The organism is Nonomuraea guangzhouensis (genome assembly GCF_019396345.1).
Lineage (GTDB): Bacteria > Actinomycetota > Actinomycetes > Streptosporangiales > Streptosporangiaceae > Nonomuraea > Nonomuraea guangzhouensis.
Genome location: NZ_JAHKRM010000006.1, coordinates 429,282 through 453,716, shown reverse-complemented (window position 1 = coordinate 453,716; position 24,435 = coordinate 429,282). Strand labels below are relative to the sequence as shown.

At 68.6% G+C, this 24,435-nt stretch carries 27 protein-coding genes; 16 read left to right on the top strand and 11 right to left on the bottom strand.

Translation table 11 applies throughout. The features are described from left to right. From KME78_RS15190 to KME78_RS15180, 3 genes are all read left to right on the top strand, one after another. On the top strand, window positions 1–435 hold a 435-nt coding region (locus KME78_RS15190), incomplete at its 5' end, for a hypothetical protein (RefSeq protein WP_219529503.1). 271 nt (window positions 436–706) lie between these two features. After that, window positions 707–1,132 carry a hypothetical protein gene (locus KME78_RS15185; RefSeq protein WP_219529502.1) on the top strand — a complete coding sequence of 142 codons (426 nt, stop codon included), beginning with the start codon at window positions 707–709 and terminating at the stop codon, window positions 1,130–1,132. Window positions 1,133–1,451: 319 nt separating this feature from the next. Continuing rightward, window positions 1,452–2,090 carry a maleylpyruvate isomerase N-terminal domain-containing protein gene (locus tag KME78_RS15180; RefSeq protein ID WP_219529501.1) on the top strand — a complete coding sequence of 213 codons (639 nt, stop codon included), beginning with the start codon at window positions 1,452–1,454 and terminating at the stop codon, window positions 2,088–2,090. Between the two features lie 356 nt (window positions 2,091–2,446). Here KME78_RS15180 and KME78_RS15175 read toward each other — a convergent pair whose 3' ends face one another. Beyond that, a complete protein-coding gene (locus tag KME78_RS15175) occupies window positions 2,447–2,803 on the bottom strand; it encodes a nuclear transport factor 2 family protein (RefSeq protein WP_219529500.1) in 357 nt (118 codons plus the stop codon). A gap of 255 nt (window positions 2,804–3,058) precedes the next feature. Between KME78_RS15175 and KME78_RS15170 the strand changes: the two genes are divergently transcribed. Next, window positions 3,059–4,138: a hypothetical protein gene (locus KME78_RS15170; protein WP_246651050.1), complete on the top strand. Its 1,080-nt coding sequence runs from the start codon at window positions 3,059–3,061 to the stop codon at window positions 4,136–4,138. Then, the gene (locus KME78_RS15165; protein WP_219529499.1) at window positions 4,116–4,958 is read left to right on the top strand and encodes a hypothetical protein; all 843 of its coding nucleotides are present in this window, start codon (window positions 4,116–4,118) and stop codon (window positions 4,956–4,958) included. Before KME78_RS15170 ends, KME78_RS15165 begins: the two co-directional genes overlap by 23 nt. A 394-nt stretch (window positions 4,959–5,352) precedes the next feature. Here KME78_RS15165 and KME78_RS15160 read toward each other — a convergent pair whose 3' ends face one another. Beyond that, complete coding sequence (locus KME78_RS15160) at window positions 5,353–6,342, bottom strand: LacI family DNA-binding transcriptional regulator (protein ID WP_308126954.1); 990 nt, start codon at window positions 6,340–6,342, stop codon at window positions 5,353–5,355. Between the two features lie 168 nt (window positions 6,343–6,510). Between KME78_RS15160 and KME78_RS15155 the strand changes: the two genes are divergently transcribed. From KME78_RS15155 to KME78_RS15125, 7 genes are read left to right on the top strand one after another with little or no spacing between them, the layout of a single operon-like run. Beyond that, a complete protein-coding gene (locus tag KME78_RS15155; RefSeq protein ID WP_246651049.1) occupies window positions 6,511–7,809 on the top strand; it encodes an ABC transporter substrate-binding protein in 1,299 nt (432 codons plus the stop codon). After that, window positions 7,806–8,687 carry a carbohydrate ABC transporter permease gene (locus KME78_RS15150; protein WP_219529497.1) on the top strand — a complete coding sequence of 294 codons (882 nt, stop codon included), beginning with the start codon at window positions 7,806–7,808 and terminating at the stop codon, window positions 8,685–8,687. The genes KME78_RS15155 and KME78_RS15150 overlap by 4 nt, the downstream gene beginning before the upstream one ends. After that, the gene (locus KME78_RS15145) at window positions 8,687–9,544 is read left to right on the top strand and encodes a carbohydrate ABC transporter permease (RefSeq protein ID WP_219529496.1); all 858 of its coding nucleotides are present in this window, start codon (window positions 8,687–8,689) and stop codon (window positions 9,542–9,544) included. Before KME78_RS15150 ends, KME78_RS15145 begins: the two co-directional genes overlap by 1 nt. Window positions 9,545–9,569: 25 nt before the next feature. Beyond that, window positions 9,570–11,525 (top strand): beta-galactosidase, encoded by a 1,956-nt coding sequence (locus KME78_RS15140; RefSeq protein WP_219529495.1) that lies wholly within the window; start codon window positions 9,570–9,572, stop codon window positions 11,523–11,525. Window positions 11,526–11,569: 44 nt separating this feature from the next. Further along, complete coding sequence (locus KME78_RS15135; RefSeq protein ID WP_219529494.1) at window positions 11,570–11,935, top strand: hypothetical protein; 366 nt, start codon at window positions 11,570–11,572, stop codon at window positions 11,933–11,935. Between the two features lie 41 nt (window positions 11,936–11,976). Continuing rightward, complete coding sequence (locus KME78_RS15130; RefSeq protein ID WP_219529493.1) at window positions 11,977–12,735, top strand: MerR family transcriptional regulator; 759 nt, start codon at window positions 11,977–11,979, stop codon at window positions 12,733–12,735. Beyond that, a complete protein-coding gene (locus tag KME78_RS15125; protein WP_219529492.1) occupies window positions 12,732–13,340 on the top strand; it encodes a hypothetical protein in 609 nt (202 codons plus the stop codon). Before KME78_RS15130 ends, KME78_RS15125 begins: the two co-directional genes overlap by 4 nt. A 10-nt stretch (window positions 13,341–13,350) precedes the next feature. On the opposite strand, the gene KME78_RS15120 is transcribed toward KME78_RS15125, so the two are convergent. From KME78_RS15120 to KME78_RS15110, 3 genes are read right to left on the bottom strand one after another with little or no spacing between them, the layout of a single operon-like run. Next, complete coding sequence (locus tag KME78_RS15120; protein ID WP_308126953.1) at window positions 13,351–14,295, bottom strand: DNA polymerase domain-containing protein; 945 nt, start codon at window positions 14,293–14,295, stop codon at window positions 13,351–13,353. Next, the gene (locus KME78_RS15115; RefSeq protein WP_219529491.1) at window positions 14,282–14,980 is read right to left on the bottom strand and encodes a response regulator; all 699 of its coding nucleotides are present in this window, start codon (window positions 14,978–14,980) and stop codon (window positions 14,282–14,284) included. Before KME78_RS15115 ends, KME78_RS15120 begins: the two co-directional genes overlap by 14 nt. Before the next feature lie 57 nt (window positions 14,981–15,037). Further along, window positions 15,038–16,171, bottom strand: a complete 1,134-nt coding sequence (locus tag KME78_RS15110) for a sensor histidine kinase (RefSeq protein ID WP_308126952.1) — start codon at window positions 16,169–16,171, stop codon at window positions 15,038–15,040. Window positions 16,172–16,290: 119 nt separating this feature from the next. Between KME78_RS15110 and KME78_RS15105 the strand changes: the two genes are divergently transcribed. From KME78_RS15105 to KME78_RS15095, 3 genes are read left to right on the top strand one after another with little or no spacing between them, the layout of a single operon-like run. After that, a complete protein-coding gene (locus KME78_RS15105; RefSeq protein WP_219529490.1) occupies window positions 16,291–17,355 on the top strand; it encodes a DUF418 domain-containing protein in 1,065 nt (354 codons plus the stop codon). 28 nt (window positions 17,356–17,383) lie between these two features. Continuing rightward, window positions 17,384–17,701 carry a PadR family transcriptional regulator gene (locus KME78_RS15100; protein ID WP_219529489.1) on the top strand — a complete coding sequence of 106 codons (318 nt, stop codon included), beginning with the start codon at window positions 17,384–17,386 and terminating at the stop codon, window positions 17,699–17,701. After that, entirely contained in the window at window positions 17,698–18,438 is a 741-nt protein-coding gene (locus KME78_RS15095) for an HD domain-containing protein (RefSeq protein ID WP_219529488.1), read from the top strand. The genes KME78_RS15100 and KME78_RS15095 overlap by 4 nt, the downstream gene beginning before the upstream one ends. A 2-nt stretch (window positions 18,439–18,440) precedes the next feature. Here KME78_RS15095 and KME78_RS15090 read toward each other — a convergent pair whose 3' ends face one another. The 4 genes from KME78_RS15090 to KME78_RS15075 form a co-directional block, all read right to left on the bottom strand. Beyond that, window positions 18,441–19,277 carry an SDR family oxidoreductase gene (locus tag KME78_RS15090; protein ID WP_219529487.1) on the bottom strand — a complete coding sequence of 279 codons (837 nt, stop codon included), beginning with the start codon at window positions 19,275–19,277 and terminating at the stop codon, window positions 18,441–18,443. Between the two features lie 121 nt (window positions 19,278–19,398). Beyond that, entirely contained in the window at window positions 19,399–20,628 is a 1,230-nt protein-coding gene (locus KME78_RS15085) for a hypothetical protein (protein WP_219529486.1), read from the bottom strand. A 50-nt stretch (window positions 20,629–20,678) separates the two neighbouring features. Further along, on the bottom strand, window positions 20,679–22,124 hold the full coding sequence (locus KME78_RS15080; protein ID WP_219529485.1) for a sensor histidine kinase: 1,446 nt from the start codon (window positions 22,122–22,124) through the stop codon (window positions 20,679–20,681). Then, entirely contained in the window at window positions 22,121–22,804 is a 684-nt protein-coding gene (locus KME78_RS15075) for a response regulator transcription factor (protein ID WP_219529484.1), read from the bottom strand. Before KME78_RS15075 ends, KME78_RS15080 begins: the two co-directional genes overlap by 4 nt. A 73-nt stretch (window positions 22,805–22,877) precedes the next feature. Here KME78_RS15075 and KME78_RS15070 point away from each other — a divergent pair, with 73 nt between their 5' ends. Then, on the top strand, window positions 22,878–23,432 hold the full coding sequence (locus KME78_RS15070) for a GNAT family N-acetyltransferase (RefSeq protein ID WP_219529483.1): 555 nt from the start codon (window positions 22,878–22,880) through the stop codon (window positions 23,430–23,432). 2 nt (window positions 23,433–23,434) lie between these two features. On the opposite strand, the gene KME78_RS15065 is transcribed toward KME78_RS15070, so the two are convergent. Next, complete coding sequence (locus KME78_RS15065; protein WP_308126951.1) at window positions 23,435–24,046, bottom strand: GNAT family N-acetyltransferase; 612 nt, start codon at window positions 24,044–24,046, stop codon at window positions 23,435–23,437. A gap of 138 nt (window positions 24,047–24,184) precedes the next feature. Further along, entirely contained in the window at window positions 24,185–24,418 is a 234-nt protein-coding gene (locus KME78_RS15060) for a hypothetical protein (RefSeq protein WP_219529482.1), read from the bottom strand. Between the last annotated feature and the right edge of the window lie 17 nt (window positions 24,419–24,435).

Below are 24,435 nucleotides of genomic sequence, written 5' to 3'. Positions count from 1 at the left end.
ATGGTCGAGGGGCTCTGGAAGGCCAGGCAGATGCCGTTCCGTGACGGGCTGTACCGGCCGGACGACACTGGCTTGGAGTTGCATGTTGACGGTCCGGGGGCGTACCACCCCGATGCTGGGCAGCCGATTCCCTTCCGTATCGGAGGACCGTTCGATGTGGCCCAGGCCATTGAGGAGCACGGCATCAACGAAGTCGACACAAATTTCGAGAGCCCGCTACCGGACGGAGCAGGATGGATGTCCGGTGGGGGCGGCGGGATGGGGAACATCGGCTACCTCGCCCGTCTCAACGCCGACCGCTCGTTGCAGTGGGTTGCCGTGATGTTCCACTCCAACCCGTTCGTCGGAGTGCACTACCAGGGCATGAATGCCGTCTTCACCAACGATTGGAGGAATCGGCTGGTGCTCGACCTTATGAACCCTGCTCTTGGCTGACCCCGCCCGTGCCCAAGATGGTAGGTCTACCTTTCACGATGATCGGCCGGAGAGACTTGGACACCCTCCCGTCGCCCCGGGCCACAACTCGACCGGACTTCGGAACTACTCGTCTAGTGCTGATCACCTGGCATCGAAGGCGTCTTGGATCTTTCAGCTCGGGCACGGGATTGCACCACTCGACGGAACGCAATCTGAGCAAAAACGCCAACGGGAACGCTGCATCCTGCGTCCTCTCACAGACAGGTTCGGCCGATAGCCTGAGGAAGACATGACGCACTGGATGACATTCTGGAAGCTGATCGACGTGGGCCTGCGCGATCCTGACGAACTCGCCCGCCGGATTGACGGCATGTCCGAGCACGATCTCGTGGAGTTCTATTGGACCTACGAGGAGTGCGCAGCCGACCTGAAGGACGAGGAGTTCCTCAGGTACGTGTCGCCGCCCCGCACCGAGGATTACGTCGATGACCTCGCCCAGTGGATCGTCGCTCAGGGGCTGGACTACTACGAAGACATCATGCTGCAGCCAACGAAGATGCCTCCTGAGCTTCCCTCCGGCGCCACCGTTCCACCGTGGACCGGCCTCGTGAGCCGCGTCTACCGTCAGCGCTATGACACGCCGGTCCGTTTCCGGGAAGACCCTCCACCCGGACAGTCCTTCGACGATCATCCATCCTTCCACTCGGCTCCGTGACGATGGCGTCTCGCAGTGCGGTGTAATTCTTCAGTCCAATGAACCCGATTCGTCCTGTTAGAAGCCTCATGGCGAGATCGTGGAAGTCCATTTGGTCCCGCTCCGCCTAGCCGACTCGGCGAAGCGTGCCTGGAAGGCGGTCCGAGCGGAGCGAGGTCCTTCAGAGGGCGGGCGTCAGCCCGCCTGGGAGGACGTCCGGAGCGAAGCGGAAGCCCATTTTGGGCGGGTGGGCGTCAAACGGCCAACCGCCGAATCGGGCAACGGGCGGCCGGCACCGGGCGGCCTAGGGTCCACGGAGGCCGTTGTTACGCTCCTTCGCATGCACAGACCAGACAGCGCCATCGACGGAGAGGACGTACGTCGGGTCGTCGCTCTGGCCATCGACGCGCTTAGGGGCGCGGATCCCCAGGCGTGGGAGGCCAAGGCGGGAACGCTCGAGTGGACGTGTTGGGAGACGCTCGAGCATCTGGCCGATGACCTGTTCACTTATGCCGCGAGGTTCGGGCTCGCGAAGCCACCGATGTCCGCGCTGTTGCCGTTCCGGACGAGCAGTGACCGAAGCGGTGGGCCGGAGAGCGTCATCTTCGTCGACCGGGACTCGGGCCCTGAGGGCCTGCTGACCATCCTGGAGGCTTGCGGTGGCCTGCTCGCGTCCGTCCTACGCACGGCCCCCTCGACCACCGTCGCCTACCACGTCTTCGGGCCCTCGGATCCAGAGGGCTTCGCCGCAATGGCCGTCGTTGAGGCCCTCGTGCACATGCATGACATCGCTCAAGGGCTGAATGTGGAGTGGTCGCCGCCACGGGAGCTGTGCGAACAGGTCCTGAAGCGGCTCTTTCCCCATGTCGCCATCGATTCTGACGCCTGGGAGACCCTGCTGTGGGCGACCGGACGCACCGCTCTCCCTGATCGTCCACGACTCACCGAGTGGCGTTGGTACGGTACGCGGGGCACATGAACAGCTCGACGAGCGCGGCGGACCGCCCTGACTGGCCAGGGCCGAAGCGTGCTCATGTCGTAGGACCGAGTAGCTGGAGGCCGTTGGCGGGGTGGCTGCGGTAGTGGTCGGTGGCGGCTGTGACGTGCTCCAGGTGGGCGAGCACGTCGATCGGGGATGATGGCACGCGAACGCGGCCCCTGTTCTTGATCGACTGGCTTGGACAACCGACGATCACCGGGGTCGCGTTTGTGGTCTGCGCGCTCGGTGCCGCTCAGCCCGACATTCCGCTCCTATTCACGCGCGTCTCATCAGCAGGAGAACGCTGCAGCCCTGCGCCGGAAGTGCTCCAGTCGGAGGCTGAGACCTGAGCCTGTTCAGCGCTGGGTGTTCTCGTAGTAGGCACGGACTCGGGTGGCGAGGTGGTGTTCGTCCAGTTCGACGACGTCTAGGACGCGGTTGCCGTTGTCGCGCTGGTAGAGGAGGGCGTATCCGCTGGGATTGGTCAGGAGTGCTATCTCGATCAAGCTGAGGTTGGGGGCGAGTTCCAGACCGCGGGCAAAGTGACGGCGCAGTTCCTCCTTGCCGTGCAGACAGCCGTCCGGTCGTCCCCAGCGGGTGACCACGGTGGATGCGCTGAAGTCCACGTCGTCGGTGTAGCAGGCCATGATCGCGTCGAGGTCGTGGCTGTTCCACGCGGTGAGCCAGTGGTCGGCGTGAATGCGGGCGTTCATAACACCAAGCGTGGCGAAGGTGCTCAGCAGAGCGCGCGGTCGGGCCTCGCCGGCACGGCCCCCGAGTGCTGTCCAAACTGACCGGTAAGCGCTGCTGGCAGCACTCTTCTCAGGCAACAACTCCCCGCGCAGGCAACCAGGGCTTCAGGGGCGCCACGCCAGCAACCATCTCCGGCTGATGTTCGGGAAATCCCAGCCTTCCGCTTTCAACGGAGTTAGGATTTTTCCCGAACGCCGAGGGACTGGAGAGCACCAATGGAGGCGAGACCACAGCCTCAGAACGAGGTTGAAGTTCTGCGAGCCGGAATGGCTGTGCTACGCGACCGGCTGCCGGCCGGGTGGGACATCCAGCCGCTGAGCCGCGGACTGCCCGATGCTCGCTTCGACGCTCTCTGGAAGGTGACAGCACCGGACGGAACCTCGGTCGTGCTGGTAGTGGAAGCCAAGCGCGTGGTGGAGAGGCGTGACACCGCTACGCTGCTCCAGCAGTTGAATGCCGCAACGGACGAGCATCCAGGCAGCCGTGGGGTTGTCGTCTCTCGGTACCTGTCGCCGCCCGTGCGTAAGCGGCTATCGGAGGCTGGCCTGTCCTACATAGACGCGACAGGGAACATCACCCTGAACGTCTCTCAACCCGGTCTATACGTTGCAGATCGAGGGGCCGACCATGATCCGTGGCGCGGCCCTGGAAGACCGCGCGGAACGTTGAAGGGCGCTCCTGCGGCGAAGATCGTGCGTGCGCTGTTGGACCACGAAAGATCATGGGCGATCCGTGAGCTGATCGGCGTCGCTGACGTATCTACTGGGTCGACCTACCGGGTGATCGAGTTTCTCGAGAGCGAGAACCTAGCAACACGGACCAGCTCGGGTGCAGTCGTAGTTCCCGACTGGGTCGCGCTACTGAGGCGTTGGAGCGAGGACTACGGGTTCGTACGAAGCAGTCGCGTCACACGGTGGATAGCACCGAGAGGCCTACCTAACCTCATGCGTCGGGCGGCTGATAATCCCACCCAGTACGCCATGACCGGGACTTTGGCCGCAGCCAACTGGGCCCCCTATGCTCCAGCCCGCTCCGCCATGATCTACACGACGGACGCTGAGCACACCGCCCAACTCTGGGATCTTCGCCCTGCCGACGCCGGAGCGAATGTGATGTTGGCCGAGCCGGAAAGCGACGTCGTCTTCATCCGTACCCTTAGCGACGCTTCCGGTCTCACGATCGCAGCACCACCCCAAGTCGCCGTCGATTTGATGACAGGCCCTGGACGCAGCCCCTCTGAAGCCGAAGAACTCATTGAATGGATGGCGCGACATGAATCCTCCTGGCGTAAGTAGTAGCGACATCCTCGTCCGATCTCGGTCCGCGCTTCTCGATGCATTGGCCGCGTTGGATGCCCATCGCGACGCTGTGATCGTGATCGGAGCACAGGCCGTCTACCTGCGCACTGCAGGAAGTCCTGTCGCACTCGCCGAGACGACGAAGGACAGCGATCTCGCACTCGACCCGAGGGTCCTGGAGGATGATCCGCTTCTGGAGCAATCCATGGGCCGCGCGGGGTTCTATCGTGACCCCGCTGGCGGACAACCCGGAGCGTGGCTGAACCTCGTAGGCATTCCCGTCGATCTGATGGTGCCCGAGGCTCTTGCAGGAGTTGGTACGAGGAACACGCGGGGCGCCCGCATCCCACCGCATGATCGCCGTGCCACCCGGCGCGCTCGAGGTCTCGAAGCCGCTGTCATCGACAACACGATCATGGACGTGACTGCCCTTGACCCAGCCGATGCCCGCGTATATCGAGTCAGAGTCGCCGGGCCCGCAGCCTTGCTGGTGGCCAAGCTCCACAAGATCGCCGAACGGGTTTCGGTGCCCCACCGGCTGAATGACAAGGACGCACACGACATGTACCGCGTCCTTATCGACGCCGACACCGCTGAACTGGCCACCACGTTCAGGCTCCTTGTTCGTGACCCAATCAGCCGCGACGTCACCGAGCAGGCGGTGGAACATCTGGCGACGCTGTTCGCGGCAGGACCAGACGCGCTTGGCTCAACGATGGCCGGACGCGCGGAAGAGGGCATTGGCGAGCCCGAGACGGTTAGTTTGGCAACGTCTCTGCTGGCTGCTGATCTCGTGCAGGCCTTGGAACGTATCTGAGCTCTCCGACAACTTCGCAGAGGGCTCGACCTCAACTTCCAGGCCTGGCCCTCTGCGATGACGAGGCCTGATTCCACCTAAGGGACTGAGCTACTCACCTGCCAGCACTATGCCCACGGGGCAGGAAACGCCGGTGCCGCCGATGCCGCAGTACCCATTGGGCACTTTGTACAGATATTGCGGGTACTCCGTTCCGACCGGCCAACCCGGCGAAGCGTGCTTGGAAGGGGGTCCGAGCGGAGCGAGGTCCTTCAGGGGGCGGGCGTCAGCCCGCCTGGGATGACGTCCGGAGCGAAGCGGAGGTCCTTTGTGGGCGGGTGGGCATCAAACGGCCAACCACCGAATCGGGTAACGGGTGGGGAGAAGAACGTCCGGAGCGAAGCGAAGGCCCTTTTTAGGCCGAGTCGCGGACGATCAAGCTGGTAGGCAGGGCGATCGAGTCGACTCGTTCCGCCCCGTCGATGAGCGCCAGCAGCAGCCGTACCGTCTCCCGAGCCACATCCCCCAGCGGCTGCCGCACCGTGGTCAGCGGCGGATGGGTGGAGATCGCCACCGACGAGTCGTCGAAGCCGCCCACCGCCACGTCCTCCGGCACCCGCCGCCCCGCCGCCCGCAGCGTGTGCAGGGCGCCCGAAGCCATCACGTCCGAGGCCGCGAAGACCGCGTCCAGGTCGGGTACGCGTTCCAGCAGCCGGGCCATGGCCGTCTCGCCGCTGGCGTGGGTCCAGTCGCCGTGTTCGATCAGTTTCTTGGATGCCTTCCGGCCGAGGACGTCGGCGAAGCCTTCGAGGCGTTGGATGCCGCCCGGCGTGTCCATCGGGCCGGTGATCATGGCGATCTTCTTGCGGCCGCGGGAGACCAGGTATTCGGCCATCTGGCGGGCGCCGCCCCGTTCGTCGCAGGCCGCGTACGGAATCACCGTCTCCCTGCCGATGACGGCGCCGCAGGAGACCACCGGGATGCCGGCGCCGTGGAGGGTGTCGACCATGGGGTCGCCGGCGTGGGTGGACAGGAGGAAGACACCGTCGGCGTGGCCGCCGCGTACGTAGCGGAGCACCTGTTCGCGCTCCCTGTCGTCACCCGCGATCATCATGACCAGCGAGAGGTCGCGTTCGCCGAGGCGGCGGATCGCGTTGCGGATGGTGGTGGTGTAGTTGGGGTCCTCGAAGGGGGGTTCGGACAGGACCATGACCACCGATCCGGCGCGCTGTCTGACCAGGTTGCGGGCGTTGCGGTTGACGACGTAACCGGTTTCGGCGATGGCGCGTTCGATGGCGATCCGGGCCGCGGGGCTCACATAACGGTCGCCGTTCAGGACCCGCGAGACGGTGCCGCGCGAGATCCCGGCCGCCGCGGCCACGTCATGGATGGTCGGCCTTTTCACGGGTTCAGCATCTCACGACCCGCAGGACCCGAAGCCCAAACACTGTGAACGTGCACACACCTTTTAGCCCGTTTAACGACCCCGTAACGAGGGGTTGACAGCGCAGAGTGCTCAGCCACACGCTGTGAACGTTCACAGACTTCCCCCAAAGTCGAGGTACCCATGCAGATGAACAGGCTTGCCGCCGTAGCCGCAGCCGTCACCCTCGTGGCCGGCTGTTCCAGTGGTGGCGCGCAGCAGAGCGCCGCCCCGTCGAGCTCGAGCCCCGCCGCGCAGAAGGTCGCCCTGACCTACTGGAACTGGGTGCCCGGCATGGACAAGATCGTCGCGGTCTGGAACACGGCGCATCCCGACATCCAGGTCACCTCCAGCACCCAGGCGGGCGGCGACGACTCGGCCACCAAGTTCCTCACCGCCGCCAAGGCCGGGAACCCGCCGGACCTCGTCCAGGCGGAGTATCAGGCCCTGCCGTCGTTCGTGGCCGCCGAGGCGGTGGCGGACATCAAGCCGGCGGCGGATCCGGTAAAAGCGCAGTTCAGCGAGGGTATCTGGGGGCTGGTCACGCTCGGCACCGACGCGGTCTACGGCATCCCGCAGGACAGCGGCCCGATGCTGCTCTACTACCGGGCCGACCTGTTCAAGAAGTACGGCATAGCCGTACCGAAGACCTGGCAGGAGTACGCCGACGCGGCCAGGACCGTGCACGCGAAGGACTCCAAGGTGTACCTCGGCACGTTCTCCAGCAAGGACCCGGGCTCCTTCGCGGGCCTCGCCCAGCAGGCGGGCGGGCAGTGGTGGTCGATCAGCGGCGAGGCGTGGAAGGTCGCCATCAACGACGAGCCCACCAAGAAGCTCGCCGACTACTGGGGCGGCCTGGTCAAGGAGGGCGTCATCGACAGCATGCCCTACTTCACCCCCGAGTGGAACAAGGCCCTGAACGACGGCAAGCTGCTGACCTGGCCGTCGGCCATCTGGGCGCCCGGCCCGCTGTCGACCAACGCGCCCAAGGCCAAGGGCAAGTGGGCGATCGCGCAGCTGCCGCAGTGGAACGCCGGCGAGAGCTTCAGCGGCTTCTGGGGCGGCTCGGCCGTCTCCGTGTCGGCGGGCTCCAAGAACAAGGAGGCCGCGGCCAAGTTCGCCACCTGGCTCAACAGCGACCCTGAGGCGCTCGCCCTGCTGGTGAAGGAGGGCTCCATCTACCCCGCCGCGACCAAGGGCGCCGACCTGCTCTCCGAGCCGCCCGCGTACTTCTCGAACGTGCCCGACTTCTGGAAGCAGGCGGCCGGGTTCGGCGCGGGCGCGCGCGGCTTCACCTTCGGCCCGAACGTCAACGTGGCCTACAACGCCTTCAAGGACGCCTTCGACAAGGCCGCGCTGAACAAGACCTCCTTCAGCGACGCCCTCCAGAGCGTCCAGGACGGCACGGTCGCGGACATGACGAAGTCCGGCTTCAAGCTCGCCCAATGACAAAACGGAAGAGCTTGGCCCCGTACCTGTTCCTGACCCCGGCCGTGACGCTGTTCGCCCTGTTCCTGGCCCTGCCGATCGGCTACACCGTCTATCTCAGCCTGCGCCGGACCAAGGTGTCGGGGCTCGGGCTCGGCAAGGGGTCGAAGCGGGAGATCTTCGTGGGGCTCGACAACTACGTCGCCGCCATCGGCGACGGCGAGTTGTGGGCCGGCTGGCTGCGGGTGGTCGGCTACGCCGCGCTGGTCCTGGTCGTGATGCTGGGGCTCGCGCTGGTGTTCGCGCTGATGCTGGACGCCGCGCGGGTACGGCTGGCCCGCTTCTCCCGGATCGCGATCTTCCTGCCGTACGCGGTGCCGGGCGTGGCCGCCAGCCTGATGTGGGGTTTCCTCTATCTGCCGAGCGTCAGCCCGATCAGTGAGCTGTTCGGGGTGGCGCCGCTGAGTCAGAGCGCGATCGTGTACTCGATGGCCAACGTGGCGGTGTGGGGCGGCACGGGCTTCAACATGCTGGTGCTCTACACGAACCTGCGGGCCATCCCCCAGGAGCTGTATCAGGCGGCCCGCATCGACGGCGCGTCGGAGCTGCAGATCGCGTTGCGGATCAAGATCCCGATCCTGGCTCCGGCGATCATCCTGGTCACCGTCTTCTCGATCATCGCCACGATCCAGGTGTTCACCGAGCCGACCACGCTCCGGCCGCTCACCAACACCATCAGCTCGACCTGGAGTCCCTTGATGAAGATCTACCGGGACGCCTTCGTGACCGGTGACCTGTACTCGGCGGCGGCGACGGCCGTGGTGATCGCCGGGATCTCGCTGGTGCTGTCGTTCGGGTTCCTGCGCGTGGTGAAGAACCGCGCGTTCGGGGAGGCGTGATGGCCCGCGCCCGCGCCCGCGCCGCGTACGCGCCGCTCGGCCTGGCCCCGACCGGGATCCTGCTGATCGGCTCGGTGTACTGCCTGTTCCCGGTGAGCTGGGTGGTGATCGCCGCCACCAAGACGTCCGGCGAGCTGTTCTCGACCTCGGCCTTCTCGCCCGGCACCGGGTTCTTCCAGAACCTCGCCGATCTCGCCGCCTATCGCGACGGGGTGTACTGGCTGTGGATGCTCAACACCCTGCTGTACGCGGGCGGCGGGGCGCTGCTGTCGACCGCCGTGTCCGCGGTGTCGGGCTACACGCTGGCCAAGTACCGCTTCGCCGGCCGGAACCTTATCTTCAACATCCTCATCGGCGGCATCCTGGTGCCCGCGGTGGTGCTGGCGATCCCGCAGTATCTGCTGTTCGCGAAGGTCGGGCTGGCGGACACGTACTGGTCGGTTCTGCTGCCGCAGATCCTGCATCCGTACAGCATCTATCTCGCCCGCGTGTACGCCGGCGCGGCCATCCCCGACTCGCTGCTCGAAGCCGGGCGCATCGACGGGGCCTCGCACTGGACGCTGCTGACCCGGGTGGCGCTGCCGCTGATGGGGCCGGGGATGGTGACCATCTTCCTGTTTCAGTTCGTGGCCATCTGGAACAACTTCCTGCTGCCGTTCATCATGCTCGGCGACGACGGCAAGTTCCCGCTGACGGTCGGGCTCTACACGATGCTGGCCGCCGGGGCGAACCACCCGAGCCTTTACAACCTCATCCTCATCGGGACGTTCCTGGCGTTGATTCCGCTGATCGCGCTCTTTCTCACGATGCAGCGGTTCTGGCGCACCGACCTCAGCAGCGGCGCCGTCAAAGCCTGACAAATTATCAAATAGGGGGACTTATATGCCTGAGGGCATCGCGTTCGGCGGGGACTACAACCCCGAGCAGTGGCCGCTGGAGGTACAGGAAGAGGACGTGCGGCTGATGCGGCAGGCCGGGGTGAACCTGGTCAGCCTGGGCATCTTCGCGTGGGTGCTGATGGAGCCCGCCGAGGGGGTGTACGAGTTCGGCTGGCTCGACACCATCATCGACCGCCTGCACAACGCGGACATCTCGGTGAACCTGGGCACCCCGACCACGGTGCCGCCCGCCTGGTTCGCCAGAAAGTATCCCGACGCCTCCCCCGTGACCCGCGAGGGCCTGCGCGTCGGCGCGGGCGCGCGCGAGACCGCCTGCTCCAGCCACCCGGCGTTCCGCGCGGCCAGCGCGCGGCTGGCCGAACGGCTGGTGGCCCGCTACGGCGAGCATCCCGCCGTGGTGATGTGGCATGTGCACAACGAGTACGGGGCGCCGCTCGGCGAGTGCTACTGCGAGTCGAGCGTCTCCGCCTGGCGCGACTGGCTCCGGCACCGGTACGAGAGCCTCGACGCGCTCAACACCTCCTGGGGCACCGCCTTCTGGGGCCAGCACTACGGCGAATGGGACGAGATCGACGCGCCCCGGTGGAGTCATACCGTGGTCAACCCGGCGCAGCGCCTCGACTACGCCCGTTTCGCCAACGAGGAGCACCTGTCGCACTACCGGCTGCAGCGCGACATCCTGCGCCAGAGCGGCAAACCGGTCACCACCAACTTCGCGGGCACGGTCAACTGCAAGTCGATGGACCTGTGGCGCTGGGCCCCCGAGCTGGACGTCATCGCCAACGACCACTACCTGAACGGCGAGCAGCCCGACAACCACATCCAGCTCGCCATGTCGGCCGACCTGAGCCGCTCCCTGGCCGGCGGCGGGCCGTGGCTGCTCATGGAGCACTCGACGAGCGCGATCAGCTGGCAGCCGCGCGGCATCGCCAAGCGTCCCGGCGAGATGCGCCGCAACAGCCTCGCCCACGTGGCCAGGGGCTCGGACTCGGTGCTGTTCTTCCAGTGGCGGGCCTCGCGGTACGGCGCCGAGAAGTGGCACTCGGCGATGATCCCGCACGCGGGGACCGACTCGCAGATCTGGCGCGACGTCGTCTCGCTCGGCGCCGACGTGCGCCGGCTGGCCCCGGTCAAGGACGGGCGCGTCACGAGCGAGGTGGCGGTGGTCTGGGACTGGGAGTCGTACTGGGCGCTGGAGCTGGAGTGGCGCCCCTCGGGCGATCTGCGCTTCCGCGAGCGGGTGGACGCCTTCTACGAGGCCCTCTGGCGGGAGCACGTCACGGTGGACTTCGTCCACCCTTCCGCCGATATTTCGGGATACAGGCTGGTTGTCGTGCCGAGCTCGTACCTGCTCGCCGAAGGCTCAGCCAAGAACTTGCAGAGGTACGTCGAGTCGGGCGGCCACCTGCTCGTGTCGTATTTTTCCGGCATCGTTGATGAGAACGACACCGTCCACGCGGGCGCCTACCCCGGCGCGCTGCGCGAGGTGCTCGGGCTGTCGGTCGAGGAGTTCCACCCGCTGCGCGAGTTGGAGACCGTGACGCTCACCGGCGGGGCCACCGGCCGGATCTGGTCCGAGCGGGTCCGCCTCGAACGCGCGGTGGCCATGCGGCACTTCACCGACGGCCCCGACGCCGGCCATCCCGCCGTGACCGCCAACGCGTTCGGCGGCGGCACCGCGAGCTACCTGGCCGCCGCGCTCGGCGGCGACGACCTGCGCGCCCTGCTCGGCGAGGTGCTCGACCGCGCGGGCGTCTCCCGGCCGCGCGACCTGCCCGACACCCTGGAGCTCGTACGGCGGGGCGCCTTCACCTTCCTCATCAACCACGGCGACGCGCCCGTCACGGTGACCGGCATGACGACGGGCACGGACCTGCTCACCGGCGCCCCCTTCACGGGCGAGGTCCCCGCGGGCGGGGTGGCCGTGGTCCCAGGTTGATCAAAGGCGGCCCCGTCAGCGTTGATCACCATTAGAGTCCTGCCGTGATCGCCCCCTCTCCCCCTGCTGACCGGACGACCTCGCCGAGCGGTACCTCCGTCGTGTTGACCTCCGTCCTCGCCGTCGTCATCTGGCTGGCGGGCTTCATCGCCTGGATGGGCGTGTCGATCCTCGGTGAGAAGGCGTGCGCGCTGAACTCGTACCAGATCGAGGACTGCGACGCGGTCAGCACGTGGGGCACGGTCACCCTGTCGACCTGGCTGCTCGCGCCGATCGGCTGCGCGGTGCTGCTGGCCCTGCTCTCGGCCGTCCCGGAGCGGCACGCGGGGGCTCGCCTGGCGGCCCTGTACGCCGTGCCGCTCGTGCCGCTGCTGGTAATCGTGGAAGCGGCACTTGCCTACGCTCTGTGATGGATTGACCTTGACGTAAGGTCAACGTGTGTAATGAGGGCATGCGGATCGGCGAGCTTGCCGCGCTGGTCGGGGTGTCCACCCGGACCGTGCGCCACTACCATCACCTGGGCCTGATGCCCGAGCCGGCGCGGCTGGCCAACGGCTACCGTGAGTATCGGCTGCGCGATGCGGTGGCCCTCGCCCGCATCCGGCAGTTGGCCGAGCTGGGCCTGTCACTCGACGAGCTCCGCGACGTCCTGGCCGACGACGAGGGGCGCGAGCTGCGCGAGGTGCTCCAGGAGCTCGACGCCGACCTGGCCAGGCAGCAGGCGGCCATCGACGCCAAGCGGGACCGGCTGGCCGCGCTCCTGGAGGCGGCCGACCTCCACTCCGGCTCGCTGATGTCACCCGAGCTGGCGGAGGTGCTGCGCGAGCTGCCCGCGGCGGGTTCGCCGTTCGCCGAGCTCGATCGCGAGCTGCTGACCGTGGTGAACACCGTGGCCGACCCGGCCGCCCAGACGCGGATGCTCGACCTGATGCGCCCGCTCGCCGAGCCCGGCGCGCTCGCGCGGGGGCACGCCCTCTACCGGCGGCTCGACGAGCTCGCTCACGCGGATCCCGGCGACCCCCGCCTCGCCGAGCTCGCCACCGACCTCGCCGAGCACCTGCCGGACGAGATGGCGCGGCAGATGATCGCGCACCTGCCGGACGGCTCCGCCGGGGACGGCGGGTGGGTGGAGGCGATGTTCTCCGAGTTCACCCCCGCCCAGTCCGAGGTGTTCCGGCTGCTCATGATCGTGCTCAAGGAGAGGTTGTGATGGTGGGCAAGGGGCTTCGGTTACTCCGGATCGAGCTGCTGAGCGTGGTCAGCCTCCTCCTGTGGATCGCGCGGCGACGCCACGGCGTGCCGGCCGGCGCCACCGCCGTGCCGTACGCGAGAGAGCAGGCGCCGATCCTGCTCGTCTTCCTGTTCGTGATGACCGTGGAGACGGTCGGCATCGACTTGCTCCTGCGGGCGATCGACTGTCCGGAGTGGCTGCGCGCGGTGGTGCTGATCGGCGACGTGTACGGCATCCTCTACTGCCTGGCGCTCGGCGCGGCCTGCGTCACCCGGCCGCACGTCGTGACGCCCGGCGAGCTGCGCGTCCGCTTCGGCGTGTACTTCTACCTGCGCGTTCCCCGCGAGCTCATCTCTTCGGTACGGCTGTCGCGCACCTACAACGAGAGCAGGATGGTCTCCGTGGCGGACGGGCGGCTCAGTGTGGCGGTCTCCTCCCAGACCAACGTGATCGTCCAGCTGGCCGAGCCGATCGCCGTGGTACGCCCGCTCGGCGGCCGGGCCGAGGCCACCACGATCCGCTTCTTCGCCGACGACCCGGACGCCGTCCTGCGCGCACTCAGGCAGGCCGCCCCGGCCCGCTGATCACTCGGGGTCACTCGCCTCTCCTGGCCTTCGCCCGCCGCTTGCCCTCGTGCATCGCCTGGACGCGGGCGATCGGGATCGTGTGCCCCTCCTCGACCAGGTCGGCGGGCAGCGCCTGCGGCTCGGGCATGAGCTCCGCCCACGGGTCGGCGTCGCCGAGCAGCCGCGCCGCGGTGTGGATGGTGAAGTCGGACGGCGTGACCCGGTCGAGGTCCTCCCAGGCCAGGGGGAACGAGACCGGCGCGCCCGGCCGGATGCGCGGGCTGTAGGCGGCCACCACCGTCGCGCCGCCCGCGCGGGTGGAGTCGAGGAACACCTTGCCCTCACGGTCCTCCCGGATGAACGCCGTGGTGGCGAGCGCCGGGTCGACGCGTTCGGCGCGGGCGGCCAGGGCGCGGGTGGCCGCGGCCAGGTCGTCCATCGCGGTCCCCGCCACCACGGGCACGAACACGTGCAGCCCCTTCGCCCCGCTGGTCTTCACCGCCCCGGCCAGCCCCGCGTCGTCGAGGGCCTGGCGTACCAGCCAAGCCGCCCCTACGGCCAGCGGGAACGCGTCGTCGACGGGCGGATCGAGGTCGAGCACGAGATGGGTGGGATGCTCACCGCGGAACAGCGCCGGGTGGTATTCGACCGCCCGCTGGTTGGCGAACCACAGCAGGGTCCTGCGGTCGTCGCACAGCGCGTAGGACACCTGCCGGTGCGACGCCTCGGCCCAGACGGAGACCGTACGGATCCAGTCGGGGGCGTACTTGGGCACGTTCTTCTGCATGAACGGCGCCTGGCCTGGCCGTACGCGGATCACCGACAGCGCGCGGTCCCGCAGGACGGGGATGATGCGGTCGCGGACGGCGTCCAGGTAGTCGACCAGATCTCGTTTCGTCGCGTTCGATCCGTCGAACAGCGGCTGGTCGAGATTGGTCAGCGACACTCCGTCACGCGTTTCATCGCTGGTCACCCGGTTCACGATGCCGAGGTGCGGGCGCGGGGTCAACATCCACGATGCGGTTCTCCCAGGCCCAGGCGACGATTTCGACCCGGTTGCGCATGCCTAGTTTGGCAAGGATGCCGGATATGTGGCCTTTGACGGTGCTGAGCGAGATGAACAGCTCGGCGGCGATCTCCTGGTTGGTGCGGCCGCGGGCGACGGCCCGGACGACCTCGGCCTCCCGTTCGGACAGCGGCTGGGCGGATCCGCGGGCGGGCGGTGCACCGGTGGCCGTGAGGTGGCGGAGGAGCCGCAGGGTGATCGACGGCGAGATCAAGGCGTCCCCGGCGTTCGCGGCGCGGACGGCCTCGACGAGCAGGGTGGGGCCGGCGTCTTTCAGGACGAAGCCGACCGCCCCGCCGCGCAGCGCGCCGTAGACGTACTCGTCGAGGTCGAAGGTGGTGACCACGATGACCCGCAGCGGGTCGGGGACGCCGGGGCCGGCCAGGGCGTGGGTGACCTCGATGCCGTTGAGGCGGGGCATCTGGATGTCCACCAGGCACACGTCCGGCCGCAGGCTCCGGGCCAGGGCGACCGCCTCGGCGCCGTCCGCGGCCTCGGCCACCACGGTGATGTCGGGCTGGTCCTCCAGGATGAGCCGCAGGCAGCCGCGGATCATCGCCTGGTCGTCGGCCAGCAGGACCCTGATGGTCATCGGCGTCTCCGCGCGGGCACGGGCAGGGTGGTCATCGGCGTCTCCGCGCGGGGACGGTCATGGGCGCTTCCGCACGGAGACCGGCAAGGTGGCGCGTACGGACCAGCCGGTCCCGTGGCGCGGGCCGGCGGACAGCCGGCCGCCGAGGGCCTCGACGCGTTCGCGCATCCCGACCAGGCCGTAGCCGCCGCGGTGGGAGTGGCGGGCCGGGCCCGGCGGGGCGTCGTCGGCGACCTCGACGGTGACGGCGTCCCGCTCGCGGGCGACGCTGACCGTCACCGAGCGGGCGTGCGGGGCGTGGCGGGAGATGTTGGTCAGCGACTCCTGCACGACCCGGTAGACGGTGCTGGACACCTCGGGCGGCCACCCCGATCCGTCCTCGGGCAGGCTCAGATGTACTGCGGGGCCGTGGCCGCCGAAGCGTTCGACCAGTTCGCTGAGTTGTTCGGGGCCGGGCGTGGCGGGGGCCGCGTCGTCGGCGTCGCGCAGCAGGCCGACGACGCGGCGCGTCGCGGCCAGCGCGTCGGAGCCGGCGGCCTCGATGCTCGCGAGGGAGTCTTCCGTCTTCTCCGGGTGCTTGCGGGTGACGAGCTGGGCGGCCTGGGCCTGGAGTACGACGGAGGTGATGTGGTGGGCGACGACGTCGTGGAGTTCCCTGGCCAGCACCAGGCGCTCGTTGCGGCGTACTCGCTCGGCGATGGTTCTCCGGCGGGCGGCGAGCAGCCGCGGGCCCAGCCCAAGCGCGAGGGCGGCGAGCCATCCCGCGCCGTTCAGCACCACGACGGGCGGAACGCCGGTGGAAGGGGTGCGGGTGGCGAGCAGGCCGCCCGCGACCACCGCGAATCCACCGGCCGCGACCGCGCAGGCCGAGGCGGCAGGGAGCGCTCTGATCGCGGAGCCGACGAGCACGGACAGCGCCAGGGCCATGGCCAGGCCGGGCTCGCTGGGGAGATGGACGAAGCGGGTGGCGAGAATGGCGGCCGCCGCGACGGCCAGGCCCGCCACCGCCGCCCATACCCGGTGGCGCCGGCGTACCAGTGCCGTCACGCACACCACCGCTCCGGCGACGCAGTCGAACTGCCAGTAGCCGTCACCCCAGCTGTTCGCGACCCGGTACGCCTGGAAGGCGAGCGCCGCCGCGAACACGGCGCCGAGCCCGGCGTCGGCCGCGATCTCGGCCCGCACATTCACACGGTTCAGGCTAGGAGATGTGCACCGCGCACCGAACCGGCCGAAAGTACCGTCGTGCATGGTGTAACCCTGCTTTCGCCCGATGCCCGGCATCGGGCCGGGCTCGCAGGATGAGCCTCATGCGACATCAAGATCCCTATTCGCCGCCGGAAACCGCCCGTGTCTCCTCCAGGCGACCGCGTATCGCCGCGCTCGACGTAGTACGCGGGTTCGCGCTCTGCGGAATCCTGGTGGCCAACGTCCAGCCGATAGCCCACGTCGGCAGCGCCGCCGTGGACCGTGCCCCGATGCCTGGAGAGGAATGGATGGGGCTGCTGGTCGATCAGCGCTTCTTCCCGATCTTCTCCCTGCTGTTCGGCGTCGGGTTCTCGCTGCTGCTGAACTCCGCCACCGACCGCGCCGCTCACCCGCGGCTGCTCCTGCTGCGCCGGCTCCTGGTGCTGCTCGCGATGGGTCTGGTGCACCACTTCCTGCTCTGGGAGGGCGACATCCTGGCCATCTACGCCGTCGTCGGCCTGGTGGTGCTGCTGCCCTCGACCTGGCTGCCGCGGTGGGCCGTGGCCGGCCTCGCCGCCGCGCTCCTCGTGGCGCCATTGGTCGTCGGCTTCGGCTTTCTCGGGCTGGTCCCGGGGCTGTTCCTGCTGGGCTCGGCGCTGACCCGGTACGGGGTGATCGCCCGGATCGAGCGGTTCACCCGCGGCCCTGCCGTGCTGGGCCTGGTCCTCGCGGTGGGGGCCGCGCCCGCCCTGTGGTGGCAGACTCACTCCGCCGGCGGATCGGGCTTCAGCGGCTCATTCGCCTTGGCCGGGCTGCTGATCGCGGGGGTGTACGTGTGCGCCCTGCTGGTCCTGCTCAGGACGCCGGTCCGACCGGCGCTGCAGGCGGTCTTCGTACCGCTGGGGCGGATGGCGCTGACCAACTACCTGACCGCCACGATCCTCGTCCTGGCGATCAGCCGCGTCCTCGGCGGCCAGTCGGACGACTGGGCTTTCACGACGGTGCTGCTGATCGCCGGTGCCGTCCTCGCCGTGCAGTGGCTGTGGTCCACCCTCTGGCTGCGCCGGTATCAGCAGGGTCCTCTTGAGTGGCTCTGGCGCTGGGCCACCTGGGCCCGCCGCCCACCTCTGCGCCGCGACATCGCTGTCACCTCCGAGAGACATGGCGGGCCATCTCTATCTAGCTAGATTAAGCGGCATGGCAGGCAGTCCGCGAATGACGCCGCAGACCATCTCGGTCTTGCGGGAGCTGCTGAATGACCCCTTGGCCGAGCACTACGGGCTGGGGTTGTGTAAAGCCACCGGGATCGCTGGTGGCACCCTTTATCCCATTCTGATCAGGCTGGAAGAGTACGGCTGGGTGGAGAGCCGCTGGGATGACCCGGCCGCCCACCAGGGTCGCCCGCCGCGCCGGCACTACAGAATCACCGAAGACGGTCTCGAAAGCGGCCGTGAGGCCATCGCTCGGGCGGGCGAAAAGCGCAGGCGGGCCGCCGGAAGCCGGCGTCCCGGGATCGCCGGAGGCACGGCATGAGCATCCTGGAAGACGCCTTGCCCGATTACCTGACAGCGGATCAGGCGCGGCTGGTCGAGCGTGCGTACACGGTGGCCGCCTATTGGCACCGCGACCAGACACGGAGGAGCGGGGAGCCGTACATCACCCACCCGCTCGCGGTCGCCGCCATCCTGGCCGGGCTCGGCGCTGACCACGAGTTGCTCTGCGCGGCGCTCCTTCACGACGTCCTGGAAGACACCGCGTGTCCCGAGACGGAGCTGGCGGCGGAGTTCGGCGAGACGATCGTGCGTCTGGTGACGGACCTGCGGCCGCTCGATGACCCGGCGTTGCTGGCTGAAGGTCGGGCGGCCGGCACCGACGAGCGGGTGCTGACCTTGAAGCTGGCCGATCGCCTGCACAACCAGCGGACGATGCGATTCCTCCCGCCGGAGAAACAACTTCGGAAAGCGCGTGAGACCCTCGACGTCTTCGTGCCGATCGCCGGCTGGCTGGGCATGAACGAGATCGCCCGCGAACTCGAAGGTCTCGCACAGGCGAGGCTCGACGTGTCGGGTGACGCCGGAACGCAGGCGTTTCTCCGGGTGATCACCGCGGGGGCGATCATCCTTCCGCATGCTGTCCGGGCTCGCTGGATCGCGGAGTGGCTCGGAGAGCTCCACGCCCTGCCCGACCGGCGCGCCCGCAGGCGCTTCACCGCGGAGTTGCTCATCGGCATGCCACGGCTGGCGGTCATGCTGCGCCGGCGAAGGCCCTAGGGTCAGCGGAAGTCGGCAGCGTGCTCTCGTGCCCACTGCGCGAACGGTACGGCGGGTCGCCTGAGCACCTGTTCCACCGTTCCGGTCGCCGGTGATCCTCCGTTCGCCGCCGCCTTGATGAACTCGAGGATCGCGTCGACGATGTACGGCTTCTCGAACTGACCGAAACGGTCACGTGCCGCTGATTCCGACAACTCCTCGATCTGGAGGTTCTTGTCGATCGCCGCGCCGATCAACTCGACCTGACGCCGCTGGGACAGCAGCTCGGAACCGGTCAGCAAGGCGCCGGCTTCTTCACCGGCCTCCCCCACCAGGGCCGCGACCGCGACGGCGGCGATGTCGCGTTCATGGATGGGGGCCATCACCGCCTCGGGATGGACCAGCCGGACGATGCCTTCGGTGCGGATCGAGTGGGCCCAGTTCAGCGCGTTGTTCGCCAGAACCAACGGGCGGATCGGCGTCCAGGGCAGACCCGAACCATCCAGTGCCCGCTCGACCGACCGATGCTCTTCGGCTATCGCGTTTCCCGCCGCGTACGGCAGCAAGACGCTTCCCGAGGACAGCAGCACGATGCGTTCGAGATCAGCCTCCCGAGCGGCACCGATGAAAGCACCGGTGCCTCCGACGGGCGCGTACAGGAACACCTTCCGGACCCCGTCCAACGCGGCCTTCAGCGTGTCGGGCCGGGTGAGGTCCGCGACGACAACGGACACCTCTGCGGGCAGGTCCGCCGACGCCAGGTCGCGCACCGACGCGCGCACCGATTCCCCGGCGGCCAGCAGTTGATCGACGACATGGCGCCCGACGCTGCCGCGGGCTCCGATCACCAAGGTGGACACAGCGCTCCTCTGCGTTTGCAGCAACTAGCCTGAGCGCGCCCTGGGAGCCACAGCCGTGACACACGAAGCGTTCCGACGCGGCACCTCGTGCGCCGTCACGATAACATCGTCCGCCCGTGACTCAGCAGTCCGCGGGTCCCTCCGAGGTGAGCGCGGCCAGTGAGCAGACCTTCGTGACCGGGTAGTACTCGCCCATGACGGCCGCGGCGGAGGCGGGATCGCCGTCCTCCGGCACGTTCTGCACGGCCTCGGCGAAGCCGGCGTCCACCACCATGTTGCGGAGGATGATCCGATGCGTCGCCGCGGGCCGGGCGGTCGAGAACGGCAGGAACGTCACCCCGGGCACCTGCTCGATCGCCTGCCGCTGCGACTCCGCGCCGACCACGTAGCTGTAGCGGCCGTCGGAGTCGAGCCCGGTGTGGTCGTCGGCGCGGCATCCGTAGTCGGACGTGCCGTCGGGCAGCGGGTTCACCACGACCTGGTACGGGGGCAGGGTCAGGTTCGTACACATCGACCAGTAGCGCACGTCCTTGCCGGCGGCCGGCCAGGGGGCCGGGTGCGAGCCCTGGGCGTTGTGCGGGGCCTTGCCGCGGATGACGACGACCTGGCGGCCGACGGGTGGGGTGACGTCGGCGTAGAGGTAGGCGGAGTCTCCGTTCGGGAAGCCGCCGGTCGGACGGTCGGCGAGGTCCGCGCGGGCGAACGCGGGCGCGGCCGCGGCCATGCTTTTCGCCGGTGGTGCGACAGAGCTGGTCGTGGGCTGCGGATCGTCGCAGGTGGGCACGGGCTGCGTGACGCCGTCGCGCTCGAAGGTGACGGCGGGGAGTCGCACCTGGCTGAAGTCCCCGTCGGCGGGGAGGTAGACGCGGTAGACGATGTTCCCCTTGGCCCCTTCCGGGGTGCCGGACGGGGCCAGCGGCAGCGTGTTGACCTGCCCAGGAGCCGCGTCGGCTGCCACCGTGAGCGTGAAGTGGCCGCCGGGGGACGCCTGCTGTTGCCAGGGGTTGACGTTGCCCGTGTCCGGCTGGATGCGGTGGTCGGTGAGCGACGAGGGGACGCCGTTCGTCTCGAACAGGCCGCCGCCCTCCTTGTACACCTGGATCGAGGCGTACCGGCTGTCGGGGTACTGACCGGCCAGCGTGATCCGTAACCCCTCCTGCACGGTGAACGGCAGCACCCAGTACGTGGCGGCGGAGTCGGGGTAGAAGACGTTGCGCGTGTCGGCGGAGACCTTGACCTCCCATGCGCAGTCGGGTGTCACCGGCGGGGTGGCTGCCGCGGCGTGCTGCGGAGACGTGACGAGGAGGGTGGCGGCGGCCATGAGGGCGGCACCCAGTCTTGGCGTGATCATGCGAGACATGGTGACAACGCTTCTTGGCAGATCTCTGGCAGGCGGGCGGGCTATTCCAGCCAGGACCGCGCGGCTCCCGGCGCTTGCCGGCCGGTCAGGGGAAGACGTACTTCGGCGCGCGTTCCCGGACCGTCAAGGGAGGCGCTCAGCGTTGCGGTGCCGCCGTGGAGCGTCGCCTGCTGCCGCACCAGCGTGAGGCCGAGCCCGGAGCCCGGGCTGTCGGCGCGGCGGCGGAAACGGGCGAACATCGCATCGCGGTCCTGCGGCACCACCCCCGAGCCCGCGTCCTGAACGGCGAGGACGACCTCCTCCCCCACGTCCAGGGTCACGCTGATCGCCGACCGGCCGGACCCGTCGGCGCCGTGGATGGCGGCGTTGTCGAGCAGGTTGTCGGCGACCATGCGCAGCCCCTCCGCCCAGCCGCGTACGCGCACGCCGTCCGCCAGACAGGCCTTGATCGTGGCGTGCGGGTGACGGTGCCGCGCGTCCTTGACCGCGTCGTTGACGATCTCGCTCAGGTCGGTGTCCGCGAAGGCGTCGGGGGCGAGCAGTTCGCCGCGCGCGAGCCGGCGGAGCATCGTGATGAGGCGCTGGATGCGGCCGTGTTCGGCGGCTAGGTCGGCGATGATCTCGGTACGGTCCGCGGGGCCCAGCTCGGGGTGGTCCAGGAGGGTGAGGTTGGTGCCCATGCTGGTGAGCGGGGTGCGGAGCTCGTGCGCGGCGGTGGCCGCGAAGGCGCGGGCGGTCTCCAGGGCCTCGCCGGTACGGGTCACGGCCGCGTCGCGCCGGTCCAGGAGATCGTTCAGGAGGCGGGCCAGCTCGTCGATCTCGGCGACACCTGCCGTGGTCGCCAGGCGTGGCTCCGTATCGAGCGGCCCCGTACGAGCCGGCGGGTCGATCGTGAGTGGCGGCCGTTGCCGGCTGCCGATCGTACGTGCCTGGCTGCCCAGCAGCGACAGCGGACGTACCGCGAACCTGCCCAGCAGCAACCCGGCCACCGCGCCCACCCCGGCCGCGACCAGCGTGACGGACACCAGCCGCTTGCCGAGCAACGCGATCTGGTCGCTGAGGCGCTCCGCCGGCTCGAAGAGGATCAGCCGCGCGGTCCCCCGCCGCCCCACGTCGGCGGCCACGAACCGCCAGCTCCGCTCCCCCTCGACATGGTCGGCAGGCCCGGCGCCGACCGGCAGGGTACCCGGAACCTTCCCGATGACCAGCAGTTTCTCCCCCTTCTCCACGACGCAGACCCCGCCCGCGCTGGCGGCCGTGACCAGCCGCTGCTGAAGGAGGTCGGGCGGGATGGCGGGCAGCACGCGGGTCCGCCACGCGAACGTCGCCGCCATCGGGGTCAGCGCCCGCAGCCGCGCCGTGAGCTGGTCGTCTCGCTCAGCGCGCAGGTCCTGCGAGACCAGTCCGAGCAAGACCAGCCCCGCCAGCGCGACCAGCAGCGGAACGGCGACAGCGAGGCAGAGCGCGAACCGGGTGGACAGCTTCACGGCCGCGCTTCCCGCAGCACGAACCCCACCCCGCGCACCGTGTGCAGCATGCGCGGCTCGCCATCCGCTTCCAGCTTGCGCCGTAGGTACCCGACGAACGTGTCCACCGCGTTGCCGGTCACCTCGAAGTCATAGCCCCAGACGCGCTCCAGCAGCACCGACCGGGACAGCACGATGCCCGCGTTCCGCGCCAGCACCTCCAGCAGGTCGAACTCCCGCCGCGTCACCTCCACCGCACGCCCGCGCATCGTGACCCGGCGCGCCTCAGGCTCGATGACCAGCGCTCCGACGCGCACCACCGCCCCCGGGGCAGATCCGGCACGGCGTAACAGAGCGCGCAGGCGGAGCACCAGCTCACCCAGATCGAACGGCTTGACGACATAGTCGTCGGCGCCCACCGCCAGCCCGGCCTTACGGTCGGCCACCTCATCCATGGCCGACAACATCAACACCGGCACCTGCGACCCAGCCCCACGCAACCGGCTGCACACCTCAATGCCCGACATTTCCGGCATAGACACGTCGAGGATGATCGCATCGGGCCGGTCATCCACCCGCTCCAGCGCCTGCCGCCCCGTTTCGGCGGTATCCACGGCGAAGCCCTCCAGCCGCAGGCCACGTCGGAGCGAGCGCAGGATGGCCTGATCGTCGTCCACCGCCAGGATCCGGTACGCGGTCATCGCCGCAGTCTATTCGGCACCCGCCATTCCGCCCCGGGAGCCGGGAAATCAACTCTGGTGACATGATGCGGGAATGGACCACCCGCTCGTCGTTCCCGAACTCCCGGCCGGCGAGAAATTCCTGCTTCGCCCATGGCGGCTGGATGATGTCGCGGTGGTGCGCGAGGCTTCCGAAGACGCCTACATCCCTCTGATCACCGGAGTGCCGCCGAATTACTCGGACGCGGAGGGCTCCGCCTTCATCCGGCGCCAGTGGAGCAAGGCCGCCGACGGAGTCGGCTACTCCTTCGCGATCGCGAACGCCGGCGACGACCGAGCCGTGGGCCAGATCGGGTTGTGGCCGGGCGCTCTTGGCCGGGCGTCGCTGGGTTACTGGGTCGCGAAGTCGGCCCGGGGCCAGGGGGTCGCGGGCACGGCCTTGCGGGCGATCTCGTCCTGGGGCCTGGAACGGCTGAGGATTCCCCGGCTGCAGTTACATGTGGAGCCGTGGAACGCGCCGTCGTGGAGGGCCGCCGAGCGGGCGGGGTTCGTTCGCGAGGGGCTCTTGCGTAGTTGGCAGGAGGTGGGGGGTGAGCGTCGGGACATGTATCTGTATTCGAAGCTCATCAGCGACAGAGGCTCATTCTGACTTCAACGGACAGGCTGGCTTGGATGTGGCGCGCTCGGAACCATGCCGGCCATGCTGTTGGTGATGACCCACCGCTCGTGGTCCCGCCAGGCGCCATCGATGAACAGCAAGTCGGGCGCGTAACCCTCGGAGCGGAACCCGTGGCGCTGAACCAGTTTCAGAGAAGCGTGGTTGTCGGGCTGGATCTGGGCTTCCAGCCGGTGAAGGCGCAAGTGCTCGAACGCGTAGCGCAGCACCAGGCCGAGTCCCTCCGACATGTACCCTCGGCCGGCGGCGGGGGCGAAGGCCGCATAGCCCAGTGCGGCGGACTGGAACCGCCCCCGGATGATGCTGTTGATGTTGATGTTGCCCGCGGCGGCACCGGTGTCACGCATACAGACCAGTAGGCCTTCAGCGGACAGAGGATCCTCGAACTTCCCGAGGAAGTCGCGGAACTCCTGCGGTGTGCTGGGCAAGGACATATACGGATGGTGCAGGTCGGCGCTGGCACGCACCAACTCGATGAACTCGTCTTGATCGTCGATGGTGAGGCGGCGCAAGGTCACGCGGGAGGAATCTCCCCCGAGCCGGGTCAGAGCCTGCTCGGGGTCTTCGACGCTACCGTTCTGATTCACGGCCCAAAGGGTAGCTGAACAGAGAATTCGCGGCAGCCTGGCGAGACCGCCCCTCTTCCTCTCCCTGCCCCCGATGGAAAGACACGATCAGAGAGAGAAAGAGGGATTGCGAACACCCCGTGGTTACACGACCGCCCCCTAGTAGGTCATGAGAGCCCAGCGGTTGGGGTTGTAAATCCGGCCGCAGAAGTAGCCCGATGGCGCGGTCTTGAGGTCGATCGAGCACTTCCTGGCCCCTGCGGAAGTGTAGGGATAGGTCAAGACGATCTTCGGCCATGCGTTGGCCGGGCCCGACGCGAGGACGATGCCCGCGGTTGCCGTCGCCAGCGTGATCGCCAGCCCCTTGGCGATGCGCCGTGTTCCGATCTTCATCCTGTGTGTACCTCCGT

Coding starts and splice junctions, on each gene's coding strand:
- KME78_RS15100 (WP_219529489.1), top strand. CDS start 17,384: ATGACGCCGCAGACCATCTCGGTCTTGCGGGAGCTGCTGAATGACCCC.
- KME78_RS15175 (WP_219529500.1), bottom strand. CDS start 2,803: ATGAACGCCCGCATTCACGCCGACCACTGGCTCACCGCGTGGAACAGC.
- KME78_RS15145 (WP_219529496.1), top strand. CDS start 8,687: ATGGCCCGCGCCCGCGCCCGCGCCGCGTACGCGCCGCTCGGCCTGGCC.
- KME78_RS15070 (WP_219529483.1), top strand. CDS start 22,878: ATGGACCACCCGCTCGTCGTTCCCGAACTCCCGGCCGGCGAGAAATTC.
- KME78_RS15185 (WP_219529502.1), top strand. CDS start 707: ATGACGCACTGGATGACATTCTGGAAGCTGATCGACGTGGGCCTGCGC.
- KME78_RS15180 (WP_219529501.1), top strand. CDS start 1,452: ATGCACAGACCAGACAGCGCCATCGACGGAGAGGACGTACGTCGGGTC.
- KME78_RS15165 (WP_219529499.1), top strand. CDS start 4,116: ATGAATCCTCCTGGCGTAAGTAGTAGCGACATCCTCGTCCGATCTCGG.
- KME78_RS15115 (WP_219529491.1), bottom strand. CDS start 14,980: ATGACCATCAGGGTCCTGCTGGCCGACGACCAGGCGATGATCCGCGGC.
- KME78_RS15150 (WP_219529497.1), top strand. CDS start 7,806: ATGACAAAACGGAAGAGCTTGGCCCCGTACCTGTTCCTGACCCCGGCC.
- KME78_RS15060 (WP_219529482.1), bottom strand. CDS start 24,418: ATGAAGATCGGAACACGGCGCATCGCCAAGGGGCTGGCGATCACGCTG.
- KME78_RS15130 (WP_219529493.1), top strand. CDS start 11,977: ATGCGGATCGGCGAGCTTGCCGCGCTGGTCGGGGTGTCCACCCGGACC.
- KME78_RS15170 (WP_246651050.1), top strand. CDS start 3,059: ATGGAGGCGAGACCACAGCCTCAGAACGAGGTTGAAGTTCTGCGAGCC.
- KME78_RS15105 (WP_219529490.1), top strand. CDS start 16,291: ATGCGACATCAAGATCCCTATTCGCCGCCGGAAACCGCCCGTGTCTCC.
- KME78_RS15140 (WP_219529495.1), top strand. CDS start 9,570: ATGCCTGAGGGCATCGCGTTCGGCGGGGACTACAACCCCGAGCAGTGG.
- KME78_RS15075 (WP_219529484.1), bottom strand. CDS start 22,804: ATGACCGCGTACCGGATCCTGGCGGTGGACGACGATCAGGCCATCCTG.
- KME78_RS15085 (WP_219529486.1), bottom strand. CDS start 20,628: ATGATCACGCCAAGACTGGGTGCCGCCCTCATGGCCGCCGCCACCCTC.
- KME78_RS15095 (WP_219529488.1), top strand. CDS start 17,698: ATGAGCATCCTGGAAGACGCCTTGCCCGATTACCTGACAGCGGATCAG.
- KME78_RS15155 (WP_246651049.1), top strand. CDS start 6,511: ATGAACAGGCTTGCCGCCGTAGCCGCAGCCGTCACCCTCGTGGCCGGC.